Raw genomic sequence first — 21,258 nt, forward strand, 5'->3', positions numbered from 1 at the left:
TCCTCCTTAGCGCTTTGCAGACTCCGGGGAAAAAGAAAACGATTCCGCCGTCCGATTTTCCGGCGATTGAGCGCCTAGACGGAATTCCGCATCTAAAAGAACCGATTCCTCCCGCTCCGTATCTACGAAAGAATGCGTTTTTCTTTCGTAAAGTTTCTCGCCGACGTCTAAACGGATTTCGTTATATTTACGAAGGGCGAAAGTGTTCCTCCTCTCGAGTTTTTGCAGATATTCTTTTTTTTGGTCCGCGGAAATCTTCGTCCAAAAAAAGTTGCGATGCAAAAGCAATGCCAAGGCTCCTATATGACCGAATCCTAATGTAGTCAGAATTCCCGCCTTCCAGTCGTGCCTACCGAAGGAGATGGATTCGTCCGTAAAACAGATTTGCGAATACGCGTTCATATCGAAATCCACGTCTTCCAGATTTCTGTTTCCGGAAACGGTCCCTTCCTCGATCGCTTGCAGAAGTCCGATCGTCTGCCACATCGCGGCACCGGCTTTCGGATGACCTGTGAGAGATTTTTGGGAAACGACAGGCAAAAGATTTCCGGGCCTTCTTCCCAATTTTCCCATAATAGTGCACAACAACTTATTCTCGTTTTTATCGTTAGCCTTAGTGGAAGTATCGTGCTTATAAGCGACCGCGATCGCGTCCGCATCCAGACCGAAATTTTCCAGCGCTTGTCTGAGAGGAGAAATCTCGGTTTTGGATTCGGCAGCTAGAGAAAGTAGTCCTAGCCCCGGTGCGGGAATGGAAGTCTGAATGCCGTCCGTTCTAGAAGCAGCGTATCCTAGAATTCCGTAAACCGGTAGCCCCATTGCCAAAGCCAAATCCCCTCTCGCCAACAAAACGACCCCGCCACCCTGAGATTCCAAAAATCCGTTTCTTCGGACGTCGTTCGGACGGCATACGCGAGAGGGATCGATTCCGCTTGCCTCCATATCGTCCGTATTCGCGGTCGCATTCATATCTCCGAAACCGATCATGCTTTCTTCTGCAAGATCGTCGAAGGCTCCTGCGATCATGAATTTCGCTTTTCCGGAAAGGATGGAATCGCGCGCCAATTCCAAGGATACTCCTCCGGTCGCGCAAGCCGCGACGGGAGTTTGCATGACCCCGTAAATCCCGGCATATGTCGTTACCGCCCAAGCGGCGTTCACGTTGATCAACGCCTCCTGCAAGGCATCGTGCTGTCTTTCTTCTCCCAACCGATAATCCAGAAACAATCTCTTCAGTTTCTGCATTCCCCCCATTCCGGAACCTACGCTCGTTCCCACTTGGCTTGGGTGAACGTTTTCGAAAAGTTCGAACGGATCCAGTCCAGCTCGAAGATAGGCTTCGCAAGTACAGTAGAGATTAAAGACCGTAACCGGATCCACCTGTCTGACTAGATCCTTGGGGATTCCGTACCTTTCAGGATCCCAACCGTCAGGAATCTGCCCGGCCACGCGTCTTTGGAGTCCGGCAGCCTTCTTGACCTTGAGGACGGATCCTTTTCTTCGTTTAATAAACCATTTCTCGGATGGAGCGTTATGGTATATTTCTGTGATTTCGGGTTCCGCTTTTTTAAGTTCCGCCGCTTCTTCCGGTCCGGATACGGGAATGTAAAAATCCTCTTCAAGCACGATATCTGTGAAGACTGGTATGGATGTAGGATCGAATCCGGAACTTTTTTTCTCCACGATTCGGATTCCGGAATGTTTCAAGATCTCGGATTCGTACCTTTCCTTTACTTGCCATTCCGGAATTTCCTCTCCGGTTTGCGCGTCCGTCCAAACCCGTCCTTTTTCCCCAGCTTGGTAACGAACGTAACCCATCATCCAAGCCATCTCGAGACTCGCTTCGAGAGATAGACTCCCGTTCTTTTCCAGTTCCCAGCGGGTCATAGAACTCCCGCCAGGACCGATCTCCGCGTATCCGACGATGCACACCATTTTTTCCAGTTCTGGAATTGGTCCGCTATTGAATTCCCTCAGATCCGCATCTGATGGAATCCCGGGAACACGCAACCCTTGACCAGGGAATTTTCGAATTCTCTTTTCTTTCCGTGGCTCTTCTAGATTCCGAAGGATGGATCGAAATTCCGAATTCCTTTTGGACCGAGCTACGACTTCGCTTCTACTCTCTGCGAGTATTTCTCCTAATCCGTTTACGTTTCGCAAACCTCCCGTAAAATCCGCTTTTACCACTTCCGGAGATTGGTTTCTCTGACTCCAGGCAGCTAAGCCGACCAACAAATATCCCATCTCCATTTTTGAGAAAGTCCGAATGCCGGTTTTATCCTCTAGTATAGGAGCGAGCAGATCGTTAGCTTCCATAAGCCCTGTTCCCCGAACCCATCCGATAACGGATCCTAATATGCGAACTGAGCTTCCCCATTCTTCCCTTTCGGAAAATCTTTTCCGGAACAAGGTTTCCAATCCGATTTTAGTCTCGGAATACATTCCATCTCTTCCGAACATTCCGTGATTCGGAGAAAGCGGAAGAATCACACTGAGTTTTCCTTCGGAAACGTCGGAAGCGATCCTAGCCCTTCCCAGTTCACCGATCAATTTTTCCACTCCGATCAGCATGACTCGAAGAGAAAGTAAAGAGGAATCGTCTAACGCAGATACTGTGTTTTCTTCTCCGACCGCCGCGAATGGAAGAAGAAAATCAGGATACCATTTTTTTGCCGAGAATCGCTCGGAAAGGGAACGAACGTCCGCAAACGAACCCTGTGAGAACGGAACCACTTCCAGCGAGGCTCCTCTTACCCCGAAGCGCTGAAAAATCCGCTTATAAAATTGGATCCTTTCGGAAGAATACGAAGTTGTGGTCAAAACGACTTCCGCCCCTCCGAGTAGAAACGCCTTGACCGTCTCCAATGCGATGGAACCCGGTCCGGCTCCTGTAACGAGTACCTTTTTACCCGCGAAGGAGACGCCCAATCTGCATAGTTCGTTTAATACTCTGGTAAATTCTTGAGTAGTCTTCGCGTCCGCACGGAAGGAATTTCCGGAATCGGCGCTTGTTTCTAGAACGGATACCCGAGAGTGTCTCCCCGACCAAGGATCGGATTTCACCTCGATTTCTTCGCAAAGAAAGGACCCCGATTCTGTTTCACGAAGAGTCGGACGGAATACAAGACGTGGATAAACGAAAATGGGATTCTTGTTTTCCTTTCCGCGAATCCGCGAAACCAAACGAGCAAACTCTCTACTCGCAATCCCGCTCCGATCCGCTTCCTCTGCATTCCTTGGATTTTGAATCCTAGATTCGAATTTTTCTCTCCAAAAATCCAAGACTTCTTCCAGCTCCGCATTGACGACGTTTCGGAAGTAGAGAAGGTCTTCGGGCGAAAATTCGGAAATCTCCCCTTTCGAAAATTCCGCCGCACGGACCAGAATTCTCTTCTTGGCCCATTGTAGAGAATTCCGGAAAGATACGATTTTCTTTTCCGAAAAGATCGGAGGAATCTGATCCGCGGAAACTGGTACGGTAGAACGAGCGTTCTCCAGAGAATTCAGATCCTGCAAAAGGAATTCCGAATACGGGTCCTCATCCAAAAGTCTTTTCTTAAGTTCTCGGAGAGATTTTGCAAAGGCACCATCGAGGCCGAAGTATTTCCGCTCTAACGCTTCCAAAGCAGCGGCGTCCACTTTCAATCCTCCACCTCCGATGCCAAGGGAATGCTCCTTTTTAGGGATCGAGATATTTTTCCAGACAGCAAATAGATCCAAGGCTTGGTCCAACCATCTATACGCTTCTTTCGATCCCGCAATCCTGGATTTTAACCCGATCGGACTCAGCTTTCCCTTTCCGAGAGAATCTCCCTCCCTCGCCAAAAGAGGAAGATATGAACTTGCGGCAAAAACCCCGCTTTCCGACAAAAGTCTTTCCTCTTTCAGATGGCGAAAAATTTCCTTTCTACCTACATCGGGTGGAAAGAACTTTTTGATCATATCTTCGAAAGAATTCCTCAGGTAAGGTCCAGGTTGCTCGTAGACAGCTTTGTCGTTTAGAACTTGGATCAGTTCTTTCAAAGACTTGTCATGAGCTCCATCCAACGCATTCGTCCGAAATTCCGCTCCGATATCCGCAAGCGCTTGGTTCCGTTTAGAGGAATTTCCTCCGAACAACTCGTCTAAGCTGGCCGTTTCGGAAATCTCTTCCGCTCTGATTCCCGCTTTCAAAGAGATCAACGCGAATAACGCGTCCTTTTTTGCCAAAGGCAAATGAACCGGTTCCAAAGATCCGGACGCAAAGGAAGAAGGGATAGATTGTACCGATATCTCTTCGGGCGCTTTTGCAGGAACCTCTTTCGGGAGAACTTCCTCTACGGCGATATCTTCGGTGTCGAACTTCCTGGTCCATTCCGTTTCCGAGGTATCCTCTTTTTCGTAAAAAACCTCATTCCGATTCTCTTCTAAATGTAGAATTTGGAAATCGGAGGAATCGATTTTTTCTTTTAGGCTCTGCCTTGCCATCCCCGCCAAATCCCCTCTCGCTCCCACATCGATGAAACGTCGTATTTCCATCTCTCCGAATAGAAGTTCCTGCGTGCGGATCCACTGGACGGGCATCGCGAATTGGTACGCTAGAAGTTCGATCAGAATAACTCTTCGAATTTCGTTCGAATCCAGGTCTTTCTGTTTCAGCTTCATGAGTTCCGCGATCTTTTCGCTACCGGACGTTTCGTGGATTTTTTTAAGAAAATCCTCCGAGCAACCGAACGGAAGGGCTACCAAATTCGGAATGTATTTGCCGTCCAGATCATGCAAAGGAAGATCCTTCGGAATATTTTTCTCTAGCGTATTTCTGAACTCGGAAACTCCGGAAAATAGGATCCTGGAATGGAACGGTACGTCGATTCCTTCCAGTCGAATCGTGGTCTTTTTGCCCCGGGCGAATTTTTTGCAATCCGCTTCAAGCTGTTCCAAGGCTTTTATGTTTCCAGTAACTGAATATTGTTTATCTCGAATATTATAATTCACTACTTCCAAGTGAAGGCCCGTTTTACTCTTGGCCTCCTCTACGAGTTGTAGAATCTTTTCCTGGTCTAAGCCGACATGTCTGTTCCCCAAAACGACGCTCATCGCATAATCGCTTTTTCCTTCCGGATCTCTCGGAACCAGCCTTTGCATCGTGAATCCGCGGTTATAAACGATGTTGAATACGTTCTCCGACCGGAGAAATCCCCTCGCAGCCAAAGCCGAAAATTCGCCTAACGAATGTCCCGCAAACGGAGAATTCGGTACCAAGTAGCCTCTCTTTTTCAGAATCGCCCAATCCGCGAGAGATTTTGCCACGAGGGCTACCTGAGTGAATTGGGTCAAGTGCAGCACTCCTTTCGGATGCACCCAATTTTTCCCTCCACAATAAATCGACGTGGGATTGTTTCGTACGATTTCCAGCAAAGAAAAACCGAATTCTTTCGTAGCGGTCTTCTCGGCCTGCGTCCAAATCTCTCGAGCTTCCGGAAATTCCTCCAAAAGCTTCATTCCCATTCCTTGCGATTGCGAACCTTGGCCGGTGAATGCGTATGCGGTTTTCGCGGGAGATACGAGCGCCTTACCACGAAGCTTCATCTCCCCTTTTTCGTTTTCGACGGAAACCTCCAGAACCAGATTTCCTTCCTGCTGCGCTATGTGATATGCATTCAGTCTTAGTTCCTCGTCCGTAGAAACCGGGGATTCGAACCTTTCCTCGAAGGAAACCAATCGTCTCGGATCTCCTCCGCATGCGAATCGAATCAGGATGCTCACTGCCTGAGAGGAAGTCCATAGGCCGTGCACGATCGGACCGTTCCACCCGCCCAGTCTCGCGAATTTAGGATCCGTATGAATCGGATTTGCATCCTTGGAAAAGACGGAATAGGAATCCATCGAACTAGGGGCAGGAAACGTTTCCGAAACGATCCTATATTTTTTTGCCAACGGTTGTTCCGAGCGCGAATTCTGAAACGTTTCGAAAACTCGATTGATGCTGGATTTTCGTTCCTGATCGAACTTCTCAAAAAGCCGAAACTTCCCGTACGCGGATCGGTTTCCCCGGGAATCCGTCCTAAAAATGTTCCCTTCCGCCTTGAATCTCCTCTTCGAAGTTCCTTCAATGGAAAGTACATCCGAAGATTGGAAATGAACGATGTCCCCGACCTGAACCGGATCCGCATTACTCCGTTTCGATATCCAGGAGATGGTACGGAAGGCATCCGCTTCCGCCTCCGAGTTTAGTAGAATGCAATGATCGATAGGAATAGAATCGAAACGAAGAAGATTGTTTGTTTTTCCTCTCAATAGAAATCCGGTTTCAAATTCTGCGAGCGACTTCTCTCCCGTCTTGATATTTCCGGAGACATAGAGAACCAAAGAATCCCCGAGTCTATCCACCTTCGAAATTCTAGAAGAACATAAAACCCGATCTCCAGCCTTAAGATCGGAAAACTCGGGAACCCATTTGAATTTCTGGGATAGATGAAGCAGCCTAAAGAGATCCACTTTGGAAAAGGAAAACAAAGAGGAAATCATACTCTTCCAACCGAAGACGACTCCCATCGATAACGGAGCTGTAAGCGACTCTCCTTCCGCCAAATCCTTACGGAAATAATCGTTTGTGGCCGTTCTAAACCCGACTATATCTTGGTTCGTTAAAACGAATTCGTTATGTGAAATCAATGAAGACGGATTCGGACGTCGGTATATAGGTCTAAAATCGGACGTACCGTCCAAGCCCCAGACTTTTTCGTAAAAATCCGAAATCGAATCTGCACGGAAACCCAAGTCTTCTAGAATTATGGAATTCGGACGACCTTCGGAATAGATTCGTCTCTTAAAAGGAATCGATTTCTGCTTGGAAGGGTGATTGAAAAAAAGGACTAGCTCTGCATTGTTCTCGTCCAGAGCGGTAAATCGAACGGAAGGAATTTCCTTGTCCTTCCCAAAAGCGGATATCTCCGTGAACCTACCGAAATCATCCGTTTTCCAAGAGAAGCGTTCGTATTCTTCGGACGAAAATAGCGTGGGAATATCGGAGATCTTTCCACCCAAGCGGGGATAGGAGAGAGCCGCAGAAAGGATACCCCTTCCTTGCGAGCTTAAGAAGGAGACCCACTCCGCTGCATCCGGAAATTCTCCGACGACCCTTCTGACTTCCTTGCGATCCTCGGTCTTCAGGATCTGAATTTGATTCGGATCTACCGTTTTAGAAGCGGGCAAGAAATCCTTCCAAAAATCCGACTCTACCCTTTCCGCTTTCCCTTTTACCCCTTCTACGAAGTTCTTCAGAATGTGAGCGACGGGCTCGTTGCTTTTCTGAATTCCGACCAGTGCGCTAGGACCGGGGATCCAAGCGCATGCTTCCGGACGCATTCCGATACAATGGGAATACCAGAGCGAATCGGAACGAATCCAACGTACCAGATCTTCGTCCAGTACCGGAACGAAATTGACCGGTTTGCCGGAACGTTTGCAAACATCCAGAAAGAATTCCCGATCTTCCGGAAGCAGATATGTGCCCTCGCCTGTCGGATATTTTTTCCCCCATTCTTCGAGGAATTTTTCGGGATCGTCTAACTCCTTCGGATCTTGAAGCAAGGAAGAAGCGTCCGATTCTTCGGATACCAGTCGCCCTTCGAAACGATACACCAGCTCCTGGAGACGTGATCTGAAACTTCGATCGATGAAAGGATGGTCCGGCCAATTCCCTTCGGGTGAGCGAAGCTTTTCTCCAGGACATACCAGCTCCACATACCTTCTAAGGACTCGATGATAGGTCATAGAATCCAAATCTCCGAAATAAGGCTTAGCGGTTTGATTCAAAAGATTTAATATCTTTTCCCGGTTTTTCCCGATGTTCTCGCGAGCCTCCTTCGGTTCTATACCTTTGGTCAGCCTTTCCGCCAAATCAGAAAGTTCCGTCCAGAGATTCGAAGCATAATAAATATCAGCGCCTAATCCGGATTTACCCGAAATAACTCCGCCGACATCCTTTCCATCTTTGGTTTTCTTCCAATCCCTGGAGCCGGACAATCTGACCAGCTCTTCCTTGATCGGGAGGGACGTCATACATTCCAGTGCGGACATTAGCCTCGTACCGAGAAAGACCGCATCTACCGGCTTTCTTACTTTCGAATCCCAATCTCCGGATAACCAAAGAGCTGCGTCTTCGGGAGAAGCGATACCTCCTCCCACTGCCAAAATTACGTTGGATCTTTTTCGAATGGAGGCATATGTGCTTTGGACTAAATCCTCCAATTCCTCCCAGCTATGGTGTCCACCGGCTGCCCCTCCTTCGATCTGCATCATCAAAGTGAGGTGCGGAACCTTATCGGCGATCTTCAACACCTTTTGCACCTGTTCTACGGTTCCGGGTTTGAATGAATTCAACCAGATTCCTAAGGAAGCAAATTCGTTTAATAATGTAACCGCTTCTTCCGTATCCGGAATTCCGGCGGAGATGGTTACGCCTTCGATCGGAAACCCCTCCGATTTGCATTTCTTGACCAATGGAACATGCAGATTCCAAAGATAAGAATCTAGATAGAGCAGATTGATCACGATCCCACATCCGGAAGGAATGCCGTCCTGCACCCTTTTCAATCTCGCGCGAAATAAATCCTCTGTAACCTGACCTCCCCCGGCCCACTCTACAACGTAGCCTTCCTTTGCCGCGGCGATGACAATCTCGGGTTCCATTGTCGATGGAGTCATTCCACCTCCGAATACGGGAGGACGCCCGGTCCATTTGGAATAACGGTTGAGTGGAAAGTCCTGTCCTGAGGGAAGTTTCGCGAATCGGACGGCGTAGTCGGACCATGCGTCTGGAAACGCCAAATCCCGGGATCTCGTATACGCTCGAAACCCCTCCTCTTGGCTCAGGTTTTTCACCAAGACCGAGCGACCCTTTAGGAAAGGAACGGTAAGTTTCTCCACGAATTCTCCCGGACCGAAAGAAAGGAAAAGATGTTTTCCGTCCCTCGAAAGCAGGGAAGAAAGAGTCCGATTCCAATCTAGCATATCTCTCGCAACCATTGCGGCAAATTCGTAGGAAAGATTTTTATGCGACAAACGGAGATCGGATCCGTCTCTCGTATCGTATAACGGAATTGCAAGTTCCTCTGCTTTCGGGAAAAATCCGATCCGATAAAAATCGGACTGAACGATTTCTACGACTTCACTCAGAAAGAAGGAATGAAAAGGCAGGGACGCGTTGACGAAATTCCAGGTCTTCAAACCTTCGAATCCGGATCGAGACAGATAATCCCGGAATTTCAGTAACGCCTCGGGCGATCCTCCGAAAACCTTATCGCTGGAATTATTCAGTAAACAAAGACATATTTTGTCGGACTTCGAAGAAGAGTTATACTCTTTCAGAATATCCTCTATCCGTCCGTTCGATTCCGGAAAACGCATCTGGGCCATGGAAGAAGCTTTTTCTCCTGTTTTTCCGAACCGACGCGTCGTTTCCGGATCCAGCGGCATGTCGGGGTATAGGATTTGAGCCCTATAGATCAGAAAGAACATAGCAGCAAAAATGGTTTCGAAATGATGAAGAAAGGAAGCCTTGTCGTTCGAGGAAGAAAACAATAGCCCGGCAAAAATTCCTTGGGAATGACCGTAGATTCCGCTCGCGCGCTTTCTAAGTTCTCGCCAATCTTCTCCGTTTCTTAAAAAGCGGAATAAGTTTCCCGCTTGAGCGGCAAATACCAGTGGCACACTGTATAGCGAGGAACGCAGAAGAAGCTCTTTCGGGATTTCTTCCGGATTTTGAAACCATTCCCGTAGGGAAAACCCCCGAGGATACAAAAAAGAATAATTCTCCGAATCGACCTTGCTTATGCAAGCTTCGACAACGGAAAATAAAGAGGAAAAGAATTCCGAATTTTCTCCCTCCGTTTCGTAAAGGGAAAGCAATTCCGGGATCGGATTACTTCCTTGGCCCGCAAATAAAATGGAGGTGGAGAAGTCGCCATTCTTTTCTCGATTCACGAAACTGATCGATCCGTGATTCCCTTTTTCATGTTTCTCTTGTAAATTTTCCGTATCCGCAGTCTTCATTTCATCCTCTATTCCGGTAAAATATGTCTAATCTAATTTCCAGTAATTTATAAATTACTGATGTATTTATTTGTATTGAAGAAGCATTTTAGAAATCACTACGCGCTGGATTTCGCTGGTCCCTTCGTAGATTTCCGTGATTTTAGCGTCGCGAAACATACGTTCCACTTCGTAATCGGTGATAAAACCGTAGCCTCCGTGAATTTGAAGAGCTTCCTTCGTCACGAAAGTGGCCGCTTCCGAAGCGGAAACCTTACACATGGCGGATTCCATCGCGTAGCTGGGAAGATGGTCCTTTGCCCAAGCGGCTCGATACGTAAGCATTTTGCTTTGTTCCAGCCGAGTATACATGTCGGCCAATTTGAATTGAATCGCCTGAAGATCTCCTATGGGTTTTCCGAACTGTTTTCTTTCCTTTGCATACTGAAGAGATCTTTCGAAAGCGCCTTCGCCGATTCCCAATGCTTGGGCTGCGATTCCGATCCTTCCCCCGTTTAAGGTTTCCATGCTTACTTTGAAACCTTGGTGTTCCTCACCCAACAGATTCTCGGCGGGAATTTTTACTTCGTCTAACGCGAATGCGGTAGTATAACTCCCGCGGATCCCCATTTTACTTTCGTTTTTGAGAATCACGACTCCTGGGCTTTTCAGATCTACGATGAAGGCGGAAATTCCCTTGTGCTTCAGATTTCGATCGGAACTCGCAAAAACGATTCCGGTTCCGAGAAATGCTCCGTTCGTAATGAAATTCTTGCTTCCGTTAATGACGAAAGATTCACCGTCTCTCTTATATGTGGTGCTTAGATTCGCCGCGTCGCTTCCCGCATCGGGTTCGGTTAACAAAAAGCATCCGATCTTCTTACCTGTCGCGAGATCCGGAAGCCATTTCTCCTTTTGCCGATCGCTCCCGAACCTATAAATAGGATCGCAAGCCAGGGAAGTATGACCCGAGATGAGCACTCCTGTGGACGCACAAGCTTTGGAGATTTCCTCGATGATGAGGATATAGGAGAGGATATCCAATCCTGCTCCTTGGTATTTCTCGGGAAGATAACTTCCTAAAAAACCCATATCGGCCATCTGGCCGATCAGTTCGTCCGGAATCTTGTGCTCCGCATCGATGATCGAAGCGATCGGTTTAATCTTTTCGTTCACGAATTGACGAACGTTATCCTGGAGGATGATTTGCTCTTCGTTTAATAGAAAATCCATTTCTTAACTTCCCCGATTAGTATCCTTTCTAGATTTCGTAGCGGTAAAAACCGCGTCCGGTTTTTCTGCCCAGATGTCCCGCTTCAACCATCTTTACGAGCAGAGGACAAGGGCGATATTTGGGTTCCTTAAATCCGCTGAACAATACGTTCATAACGGCAAGACAGGTATCCAAACCGATAAAATCGGCGAGAGTGATGGGACCCATAGGTTGGTTGGTACCCAACTTCATTCCTTTATCGATTTCCTCAGGTTTCCCTACGCCCTCGTAAACCGCGAAGATCGCTTCGTTGATCATAGGAATCAGGACGCGATTTACGATAAAGGCGGGATAATCCTCCGATACGCAGGATTCCTTTCCCAAATGCCCGACCAATTCTTTGGCTTTTTGGAAGGTTGAGTCCGAGGTATTATGACCCCGTATGATTTCTACCAGCTTCATTAACGGAACAGGATTCATGAAATGAAGTCCGATCACGCTTGCAGGACGGTTGGTTGCGGAAGCGATCCTGGTAATCGAGATTGAGGAGGTATTGGAAGCGAGAACTGCACCGTTTTTTACCAGAGAATCAAGTTTTTCAAATATATGAATCTTGACTCTTTCGTCTTCGCTGACGGCTTCTATGACGAAATCGCAATCCTCGAAATCGGATAAATTCGAGACCTTCCTTATATTCGAAAGAGTCGACCGAATCTTCGCCTCGGGGAGGCTTCCTTTTTGGAACAATTTGGACAAATTCCTTTCTATTGTAACAATCGATTTATCCAGTTGATGTTCGCTGATGTCATATAACTTAACATTATAATCAGCCTGTCCCAGAACCTGCGATATACCGGATCCCATTTGTCCGGCCCCTATCACTCCTATATTCTTCATGGTCCCTCTCCGTTTTTCGCTAAGGTAAAAAAATCCCGCGTCCGTTTTCTGAACCTCAAAAAGGTTTCAGAAGACTTAAAGACGCGGAGAGAACTGAGCGAGTCACTTAACGATACCGATGATCCTTTACCGAAATTTCTTTCTTTTCAGGATCTTCGATTTCAGTATACGAATCGCGGCGAGGTATTGCTTGAATGAAGCGGTTAAACAGGCTATTTTGTTTTGAACAATTCGGCTATTGGAAATATTTATTCCGTTCCCTTCTTTCGCTTTCAGATAAGCTCGAAGGCTGAAATTGTGGTTTTGATTTTATTTTTATGCAACGGGGTTCCGTAATGAAAAACTCCCTTTATATATGGGATTCGCATGTTCTCTATGCCGCATGGGAGGAAACCACCGCTTTGCACAGTCTTTATGCCGCCTCCATCCTGATTTCAGTTGAGAAACCTGCCTTCCTCTACCTTTCCGACGGAACCTCGATAGAATTCACCGGAGCATTCCTCCCTCCGAACCGGATCTACCGAGAGATGGCAAAGCAAACCCACGTAATGAATTTATACATCGACCCGGATTCGGAACTTTTCGGACGGATCGAGGGATTGATGAAGGGAGGCGTCCAAACATTCGATTCCGGAAAAATTCCCAACCTGAGCGAACTCGTAAAAAAAGCCATGCTGGAGGAAACGACCGACGAAGAAGTTTACGAAATACTGAAATATATAGTAGAGACCGTCTTCGGCTCCATTTTTCCGTACAAAGAAGGACGCTCTTTGGACCCGCGAGTGATGACGGTCGTAAACCACCTGCATTCTCTTGCGTTAATACCGCATCCACAGGAAATAAAACTCGAGAAACTCGCAAAATTGGTGAACTTATCGGAGGATAGATTCCGGCATCTATTTAAGGAAACGTTATTTATTTCCGTCCGGAAATACATACTGAATCTAAGACTAAAAGTCGCCGCAAGAAACATGCCTAAATCCGTGAATCTTACGGAGGCCGCACATATAGCGGGATTTTCGGACTCCGCTCATTTCAGCAGGACGTTTCGAGCTACTTACGGCCACAGACCTTCGATCGTATTCCGCTCTTCGAAACGCACAAGGATTCGATCCATAAAATAAGTTATTTTCGAATCTATCAAGGCCGACAGAAAATTGTAGTCCAATTTACTGAGCAAGTGTCCGCACATCATGCAGCATCAAATCGATATATTTTTCCGATTCTTCAAAAATCTGCATGTGAGCCTAGTTTTCGAACCAAAGCCATTTCTTCTTTTGGGCCTTTACCTTTGTAATATTCTAGGGATAACTCAAAAGGAGTCTGAAAATCATCTCTGCCCGTAAGAATCGACGGCTTCGAGCGCCTGAATAGCCTCGGAATGATTCTCCTCTCTCGCTTGCCGGAGAGTACAGTCATACGATATCGCTTCCTGCTTACTAGTGTTCACAAGCAGTCCGGCGGCTATGATTGCATTGCAAGGTAAGACCCTTACGAATGTCCGACTAGGAAGATCTTATTTTGATGAAACCTTGTTTTCAGATACTAAGTGACTTCGTACGTATCTTGAATGAACTGATTCAGGGTCAGGGAAGTGGAAGATTCCGTAAACGAGTAGGATCGCCCTGCACCTCGTTGCTCCCACAAAACGACAGTATAATGTCGTTCAGCTCAGAATGGAACTTGCGGACAAGCCCCGTTTCTGGACTACCGGGTCCACCGTGGAGAAATAGCAAGACGGGTTGGCTCTGGTCCATCGATCGAATGAGAAGGAATTGTTTTTGCTTTCCGATTACCACGGTTTTTCATGTTTGTCTCCGAACGACACAATTGATTCATAAGCAAAAAAGGGCAAGAATCCTTGGAATCGAAATTTGATACCTGCTCCTTTCACCTAACGACTTTGAACCGCAATTTCACACGAACAACGTTTTTGGGCGCGTAAGGAGACCCTTTCCTGATATTAGCAAGCGCGAAATATTCTGGACGTTATCTATCGTTCCTTAAAAATAAAGAACATTTTCAATATGACAAATGTATCCTTTAAAAAGATCGAATGGATGAATGCTTTTCTATTGTGTATTTGTCTATTATTGATTCATTTCTCGACATTAAGAGCCGAAGAAAATACCGACTTTGAGATTCCCCCGATGCCGGATTCTGCCTTTCCCAAATTGGCAAGGACCGGGAAATCTTCTAAAGATTTTGTTCCCAAAGGCTGGATCATTGAATGCGAACAAACCGGTGATATTAGCAAAGATACAATTCCGGATTTGGTTCTCTTGCTACATCAAAATGATAGCAAAAAAATTATTGCGAATCGAAATGGAATCGGAGTTGATACGATGAATTCAAATCCTCGTATTTTGGTCGTTGCACTTGGGCTTCCGAATCAAGGAGGATTTAGATTAGCCGTAGAAAATCATTCTTTCATTCCTCGGTATACGGTCCCGACAATGAACGACCCTCTTTCCTCATGCCCCGTAATTACCAAAGGTACATTGTATATTAACCTTGGATATTGGGCCAACGCTGGCACATGGAACACTTGGGATTATACTTATATTTTTTGGTACCAAAGCTCCGCCTTAAGACTCATCGGTTATGATTATAATAGTACCTGGCGGAATACCGGCGAATTGAATTCGAAAAGCGCCAACTATTTAACATGTAAAGTTAAAAAATCAAATAGCAGGATAGATAGCGACAAAAAGAATGAGACTTGGTCAAAACTCTCCGATTGCACATTGAAAACGATCGATGATATAAGTGATGGATTAAATTTCGATCGATCGTACCAAGAATGATCCACAGCTCGCGAAAAACCGGAAATAGCACGTTTCCCGATCCGAAGAAATACCGGACAAATCCTATCACCTTGCAGAATTTCTTAAAAGGGTCGTGACTTTTCCTGGTGTCGCACGATACGAACATACTTCGCATCTTCGTCCTCAAGACCTTCCGACATCGGGAACTGGATATTTAAAGCTTCGCACACAAGACCTATAGGGGATGCAAATACCATCTGCCATAAATCATCCGGCTTTTTAGAACGGGGCTGTTTGAAATATTCTCCCCTCCATAATAAACCGACGGGAGTTCCATTCTTCGAAAGTACTACCGAACCGCTATCTCCATGCTCTGCAAATAATTGGTTGGATTTTTTAGGAGTGATTACGATCCCCGACTTAGTATGATCGTCCCGAAAATTTGAAATCCACTCCAATCCAATGCATCGTACGATTCCATTCGTGACATTTGTAGTTCGACCGGATTTTTGAACTGGAGAAAACAATTTTGTCTTAGTTGTTCCGGCGGCCACCGCGGGTTCGTTATGGACCAGTGTCTTTAAATCCGCTCTTCTTGCTTTGTCGTCCCCTTCCCTAAGGGAGACGATTGCAGCATCAATGTATGTTTTTTCTTTATATATATTTTGGTATTTTTTGGTTTGCCTACCGATCCAAAGCGACTCCTTGTGTCCGAGACCATCGCCCAAACCCGGCTGGAACACTCGATTATTTAAAGTTTCACTTCGATCCCATTTACGTACGACATGAGCATTTGTTAAAAGTACCTTTTTAGCTCCTTGTTTCACTACCATGCCGAGGGTTCCGGCGGAAGGATTCTGTCGATTGTACCAAGGGCCGGTACCTCCGCTAATACTGATGCCTCCCACCAAGGGATCCTGTTTCTGCTTGCGAACCGGATCCGGCGGCTTGTTATTTGGGATCATTGTCCCGGGAGGAGCCATCTGCCATAGGATCGTCGGAGCGGACTTTAATTCTCCCTTGATTTGAACCGAAATCTTTTCCGGAAAATCGTCTATCTCCGCAAAGTCTGGTACGATAAGAAGGATTCCTAATCCTGTTCCGTCATACCCTCCATTTTTCTCGTTGCTAACAGTTCCAATGCCAAAACCGACGGAAATAATTTCGTCCCTTTTCTCCTCTAATAGCCGCCTTGCCTCTTTCAAAAAAGGGCGAAGTTTTTCCGCATCACCCATAATTCTTTATTCCTTCTCCAATCGAATCATCTTTCCTGCAGTATAACCGATCTTGATTTCATTTTTCGGCCCGACAGTACATACAATGGCAGGAGTGAGCACATTGCTCACGGTTCCTTTCACGAAATAACCCTTGTCTTTCTGCCAATCGATGCTGACCAACTCGTCTATCAGCTGCCACACGAAAATCGTCATCGGTTCTGTGGATATATTCTCAAAAATATCTATAACGGTATAAGTACTCCGCTGAGATATGGTAAACGAGCTGGACTTCAAAGAACTGTAGGATAGATCCGCTGAGGCGCTTGCGCTAACCACTCCCCATCCTACATTTGCGGATAAATTAACTGCAGCTTCAAACGTATCCTGAGTACTGGAAGTTTGAGTCTTACCGGAACGCACTGTATGTTCGATTGTCCGTTTCATACCTGGTTTTAAGGTAATCGAATCCGCGGAACGTTGCCAATATTGGGAGCGAACTAACTTTCCACCCGCATTTAGCCCCACGAGGACCCTTGGGCCGTTCGTAGGAACGATGATCCCGATCTCCGGATTTGGCCTAGGAAAAGGTCCGATATCGTTCGGATCACAAAGAATCGATTGAGTCAGTTGGATGGTTTGATTCGCCTCATCGGAGACCAATGCTGCGGAAATAAAAGCGCCGGTTACGACCTCTGTGAACAAAAGAGCATCCCCTGGATGTAGGACCCATTCTGAAATACGAGGTTTCTGGGGAGAAAACTCGATGGAACTTCCCGCTTGGACCCAGAAGGAAGGGAAAAAAAGAATGTCCCGCATACCGTACTGATCCAATTTAAAACCCATCACATCCACGGATAGACTGTTCTTCACGGTGACTGTAACAGGATTTCCCTTCGGCACCGAGGGGAGTTTTCCGTACATTGCTTTTACATATAATGGATTCATGATATTCTAGTTCTCCCTTCCTCTACTGAATGCGCTTTTTCCAACTTTTGACCGAATTCACCGGGGAGTAAACCGGACCGGTCGCTAGTAATGCTTTCAATCAAAGTCAGTTCCAGCTGCTCGATGAATTCTTTTCCAGGAGAGAACTCTAATACTTCGATGACGGAAGGGCTTTGCGCTACTGCGTAGGAAGCCAAATATTTATCCTTGTGGATGACCAAAGTTTCATCCACAAGGCGCCATTCGAATGCGATAATATCGTGCTGTGTAGTATTCTCCACTCTGGTTTCTATTTGAGTTTCCGAATCCGATTCCTCAGTTGCGCTAAATCCCGTAGTACTGCTATTGCTCACTGAGCCGCTCGCACTGACGGAAAAAGCTCCAATGCCCGCACCTACGCTCAAGCTGGCCGCTTCAGCCAAAGTCTCTTCCGAAGAAGAAGACCAAGTTGTACCCGCCTGTTGAGAACTATAGATTACGTGTTTATGTTTCGGAGCCAGGGAAATCGATTCGGGAGATCTTTCCCAATATTGTATCCTTAATATTGTATTCCCTGCATTTTCACTGTAGCCTACGAGAACCCGAGGACTGTTTGGAGGAATGATGATCGTACTACTCGATTTAGGTACGTCTCCGATCTGGTTCGGCTGAGCGAACTGATATTGATGGATCATCAAATCCCAACGGGGGATATGTGGCAGCTTCGGCGGTTCCGGAACTGTCCCGGCACAAATAATCGCTCCTCCAAGTACCGATCGAACCTCATAACTTGCCCCCTGGAAAGTTGTAATCGTTTGCTGGGCATAATACGAAAGCTCGCACCAAAGAATTCGATTTCCTTGCTCGTCTATATGGACTACTTGGACTATCAATCCCCGTAACATATTAAAAAAGCGCATTTGTACCGGGACATTCGATTGTTTTTTAGAGCGAAGTGTCCCGCTGATTGCGGAAAGAAGATCCGAGTGAGACATAGAAGATTCCTTAGCATTTTCTTTCTCAGATATGTTACATTTCTTTCATGAACTCGAAATGAGTTCGATTCTGCATTAAGCGAAATGAGACCCAAGAAGTTGCCGATAGTAACCGAGAAGTTGCGAAATGTCTGTCCGTACTATTACTAGGTTAAAGCTTCTTCTTCAGGGTCCGATAAGAGGAATTTCTCAATCAAGCTAACGACCGGGAATACGGAAGTCATCCGGAATAAGAAGGAGAAATCGACCGTAATCATAAACGTGGATGAGCTTCACAAGTATACTACAAGCGTCTTTACAAGTAGAACAGAGAGCGACTGGAGGCTTGCAGAAGACTTTGTGTTCAAGCACAGGATTTCGAAAATCCCGCCATCTGAAACTGGAAAGATTGAATCTATCCTTTCCAAAGAAGCCAACTTCTCGGATCTTAACGAACTGGATCAGAAAAGCATCCTGAGACTCTTCAAAAAATCCCAAGGTGACGTTTCTGACGAAGTCTGGAAGATCGTAAGAAACATCCAAAGTGGTAGAATAGAAAGCATCATAAAGGAATTGGAGATAGGCATTTCGGCGGAGGAACCAAAGAGTCAGAAGAAATCCTACTGGAAGGATTTAATTCTTGAATTGGTGGATATGATTCCCTTAGAGTATCGTAAATCTCTTTCCTTCGTCGGGCCTACCACTCTTCGGGTGTACGGCATCCTGGCGCCGGATACCCCGCTCCTATCCTGGGACCAAAAGAAGAAATCCTGTAACTGGAGTTCAGAGTTATCTAACGAAATCGATAGTTTGAGTAAGTTACTGTATACCTTGGAGCATTCGAAAACTGATCGAACCAAGATAGAAAAGTCCTTAAAAGTACCGGAGAATCTTCTGACCCTTGAAGCGATCTTAGTAGCGGGGAGTTCGAAAGAGGTTTCTACAAGCCCGAACAAAAAGGAATTTCAGACTCTACGGGGAATTCTGAGAAGCACCAAGGTTTTGACCTTTGAGGAGTTTATCGCAATTCAAAAGCGGGAGAATAACAGCGGTTAGGCATAAAGTAGTCCAAAATTTTACCTGCAAAGATTTCTCTGTAAACCTAACAACCACTCACATTTAGAAATAATATCCAGGACCGACTATATTCCTCATCAGTCTACCGTACTAACCCCGCTTAGTCTTCGAGCAGATTTGACCTAAATCTCACTACCCATTACTAGGATTTCATTTTTTAAATTTAATCGCGGAATTGCGCTTCAAAGATTGATTTTGAATCAATCAATAATAATTGATCCCCTGTTCCAAGGAACCAAGTTTTTCAAGAACTGTTGCTGCCCTATTTGGAATGAAATATCTACAAATTAACGGGACAATGCTAAAAATTCTTCTTCACGTCTTTCGATATAGATTCAATAAATGCAATTACTAGGGCAAGCGATGTCGGCATTGAATTTTCGAAAAGCGATTTTATGGGTACCTCTTTTCTTCTTTTTTTTATCCCTCTTTCCTCCAATTATTTATCTATTGAACGGAAACACGTATTGTGAAACACCTCCTATAAATCTATGGCAAGAGGGAAACTCCTACTCCGTTCAAGGACAGAATTTTGGAGCCTGTTTTGCGAAAGGTAAAGATAAGAAATTCACATTTTTCGTAACAGGCTTTACGAAAAATCCCATAACCTTAACGGCTTTTGAAGGAAGCAATCACCTTGGAAAGTGGCAAATAACGGCAACCCCAACTAAAATCGAGTTCGCTTCCGAAAGAAGTATAGCCAATCTCAAGTTTTCACTGAAAGAGCCCTTAGCGGAAAGCGAAGTAATTTTTGTAGACCAGAAAAAGTCCTCCGAATCTAAGCTTTTTTATTCCATCATACTTCTTATATTTGTATCTTCATTGATCGCTGTTTTAGTCGCAGTTCGCTCATTTTCAAGAGACAAATTCCTTTCTTTCACTAACCTTTCCCTATTCATATTTTCCTTATATTTTCTTGCACTCAGCCAACTTCGGCAGCAAATGACCGGTGATGAGCCGCAATATTTACTAATAGCAGAATCGATGTTAGAAGATCACGACCTTGATTTGAGAAACCAATATCAAAACATTCATAACACTCTTCTTTTCAGAAACTTCGACCATCATACGGTAGTTTTAAAAGACGGTGCAGAACCTCCGATCCACTATCCTCTCCTATCTGCAGTTCTATTACCGGCAGTTTTAAACCAACATGGAACTATTTTACCGATCCCTTGGTTAGTCGCAAAAATAAGTATGATTTTTCTGAGCTCGATCACCGGAGCACTTGTTTGTTATTTATCCATTCGAAAGAAGAAAGGATTTTTTATTATTTTGATTGGTTGCTTATTTCTCGTAAGCATGCCGACTCTGGCTTATTCAAATCAAATCTATCCAGAAACACTGGCTTCTGCAATTATCTTCTTATCTTATGCTTTATTGACCATAAGGTCTTTTCAAAAATATTCGAAGGTAATCCCTATACTCTGCGCTCTTTTGCCTTTTGCACATATTAAATTCGCGGCAGCTTCTCTAATTATTTTCTCTTATTGGGCATGGCAAATGCGGCATGAAATTAAAACTGTGCTAACAGGAGGATCTGCATATTTCATCTCTATCTTATTATTCATCGGATATAACATTGCACTTTACGGCAGCATTTCGCACTATTCCTCTCAAGACACCAGTCTGAAAAACATAGTCCAACGGTACTTAGGATACTACATTTTTGACGTAGATCATGGGATTCTGCCTTTGAATCCTTTGGTGTATTTTTTTCCGATCGGTTTCGCAATGATCTATAGAAATAAATTTGGCGAAGGATTCTTCACAATTCTATTAATTGCCTCCGGTCACGTGCAGAACATAATCCATATAACATATTCCTTAGGGGCTTGTCCCGTAGGTAGGTATTGGATTGCCATATTACCTATCATACATTTCATTTCGATCCGAGGGGTCTTGGATATATATACAATAACCGATTTAGATCAACGTATTTGGAAAAAATTCCTGCTTTGGGCTTCACTTGCTATTTCTTCATCAATTACGCTCGGCCAAAGTGTGAGTTATATGTTACGAGAAGAGAGTTTTCACAATGGTTATGACAAACGAATGGTCTTTCCCGGTTTCATTAAGGATTACTTGGGTATTGATATTCAGAGCTTCTTTTTCTCTTATTATCTACCCGAAACAAATTGGCATTTGGTTTTTTGGATTCTGCCTTTTCT

10 protein-coding genes are annotated in these 21,258 nt (G+C 45.4%); 4 read left to right on the forward strand and 6 right to left on the reverse strand.

Features of this window, described 5'->3' with window-relative positions:
- Positions 1-6: 6 nt before the first annotated feature.
- From EHO60_RS14425 to EHO60_RS14435, 3 genes are all read right to left on the reverse strand, one after another.
- Positions 7-10,038 carry a type I polyketide synthase gene (locus EHO60_RS14425; RefSeq protein WP_135768912.1) on the reverse strand — a complete coding sequence of 3,344 codons (10,032 nt, stop codon included), beginning with the start codon at positions 10,036-10,038 and terminating at the stop codon, positions 7-9.
- A gap of 66 nt (positions 10,039-10,104) precedes the next feature.
- Complete coding sequence (locus EHO60_RS14430; protein ID WP_135768913.1) at positions 10,105-11,250, reverse strand: acyl-CoA dehydrogenase family protein; 1,146 nt, start codon at positions 11,248-11,250, stop codon at positions 10,105-10,107.
- Between the two features lie 28 nt (positions 11,251-11,278).
- Positions 11,279-12,127: a 3-hydroxyacyl-CoA dehydrogenase NAD-binding domain-containing protein gene (locus tag EHO60_RS14435; protein WP_135768914.1), complete on the reverse strand. Its 849-nt coding sequence runs from the start codon at positions 12,125-12,127 to the stop codon at positions 11,279-11,281.
- Between the two features lie 335 nt (positions 12,128-12,462).
- Between EHO60_RS14435 and EHO60_RS14440 the strand changes: the two genes are divergently transcribed.
- Positions 12,463-13,251: an AraC family transcriptional regulator gene (locus EHO60_RS14440; protein WP_135768915.1), complete on the forward strand. Its 789-nt coding sequence runs from the start codon at positions 12,463-12,465 to the stop codon at positions 13,249-13,251.
- A gap of 903 nt (positions 13,252-14,154) precedes the next feature.
- A complete protein-coding gene (locus EHO60_RS14445) occupies positions 14,155-14,934 on the forward strand; it encodes a hypothetical protein (RefSeq protein ID WP_135768916.1) in 780 nt (259 codons plus the stop codon).
- A gap of 83 nt (positions 14,935-15,017) precedes the next feature.
- Here EHO60_RS14445 and EHO60_RS14450 read toward each other — a convergent pair whose 3' ends face one another.
- Genes EHO60_RS14450 through EHO60_RS14460 form a run of 3 tightly spaced genes read right to left on the reverse strand, consistent with a single transcriptional unit; the run spans position 15,018 to position 17,731 of the window.
- Entirely contained in the window at positions 15,018-16,130 is a 1,113-nt protein-coding gene (locus EHO60_RS14450; protein ID WP_135768917.1) for a chymotrypsin family serine protease, read from the reverse strand.
- 6 nt (positions 16,131-16,136) lie between these two features.
- Positions 16,137-17,057 carry a hypothetical protein gene (locus EHO60_RS14455; RefSeq protein WP_135768918.1) on the reverse strand — a complete coding sequence of 307 codons (921 nt, stop codon included), beginning with the start codon at positions 17,055-17,057 and terminating at the stop codon, positions 16,137-16,139.
- Complete coding sequence (locus tag EHO60_RS14460; RefSeq protein WP_135768919.1) at positions 17,054-17,731, reverse strand: hypothetical protein; 678 nt, start codon at positions 17,729-17,731, stop codon at positions 17,054-17,056. Before EHO60_RS14460 ends, EHO60_RS14455 begins: the two co-directional genes overlap by 4 nt.
- A 639-nt stretch (positions 17,732-18,370) precedes the next feature.
- Here EHO60_RS14460 and EHO60_RS14465 point away from each other — a divergent pair.
- Both EHO60_RS14465 and EHO60_RS14470 read left to right on the forward strand, forming a co-directional pair.
- Complete coding sequence (locus EHO60_RS14465) at positions 18,371-19,066, forward strand: Shedu anti-phage system protein SduA domain-containing protein (RefSeq protein WP_135768920.1); 696 nt, start codon at positions 18,371-18,373, stop codon at positions 19,064-19,066.
- 384 nt (positions 19,067-19,450) lie between these two features.
- Positions 19,451-21,258, forward strand: a 1,808-nt coding sequence (locus EHO60_RS14470; RefSeq protein ID WP_135768921.1) for a hypothetical protein, incomplete at its 3' end; no start/stop codon positions are given.

It is taken from the genome of Leptospira fletcheri (assembly GCF_004769195.1).
GTDB lineage: Bacteria > Spirochaetota > Leptospiria > Leptospirales > Leptospiraceae > Leptospira_B > Leptospira_B fletcheri.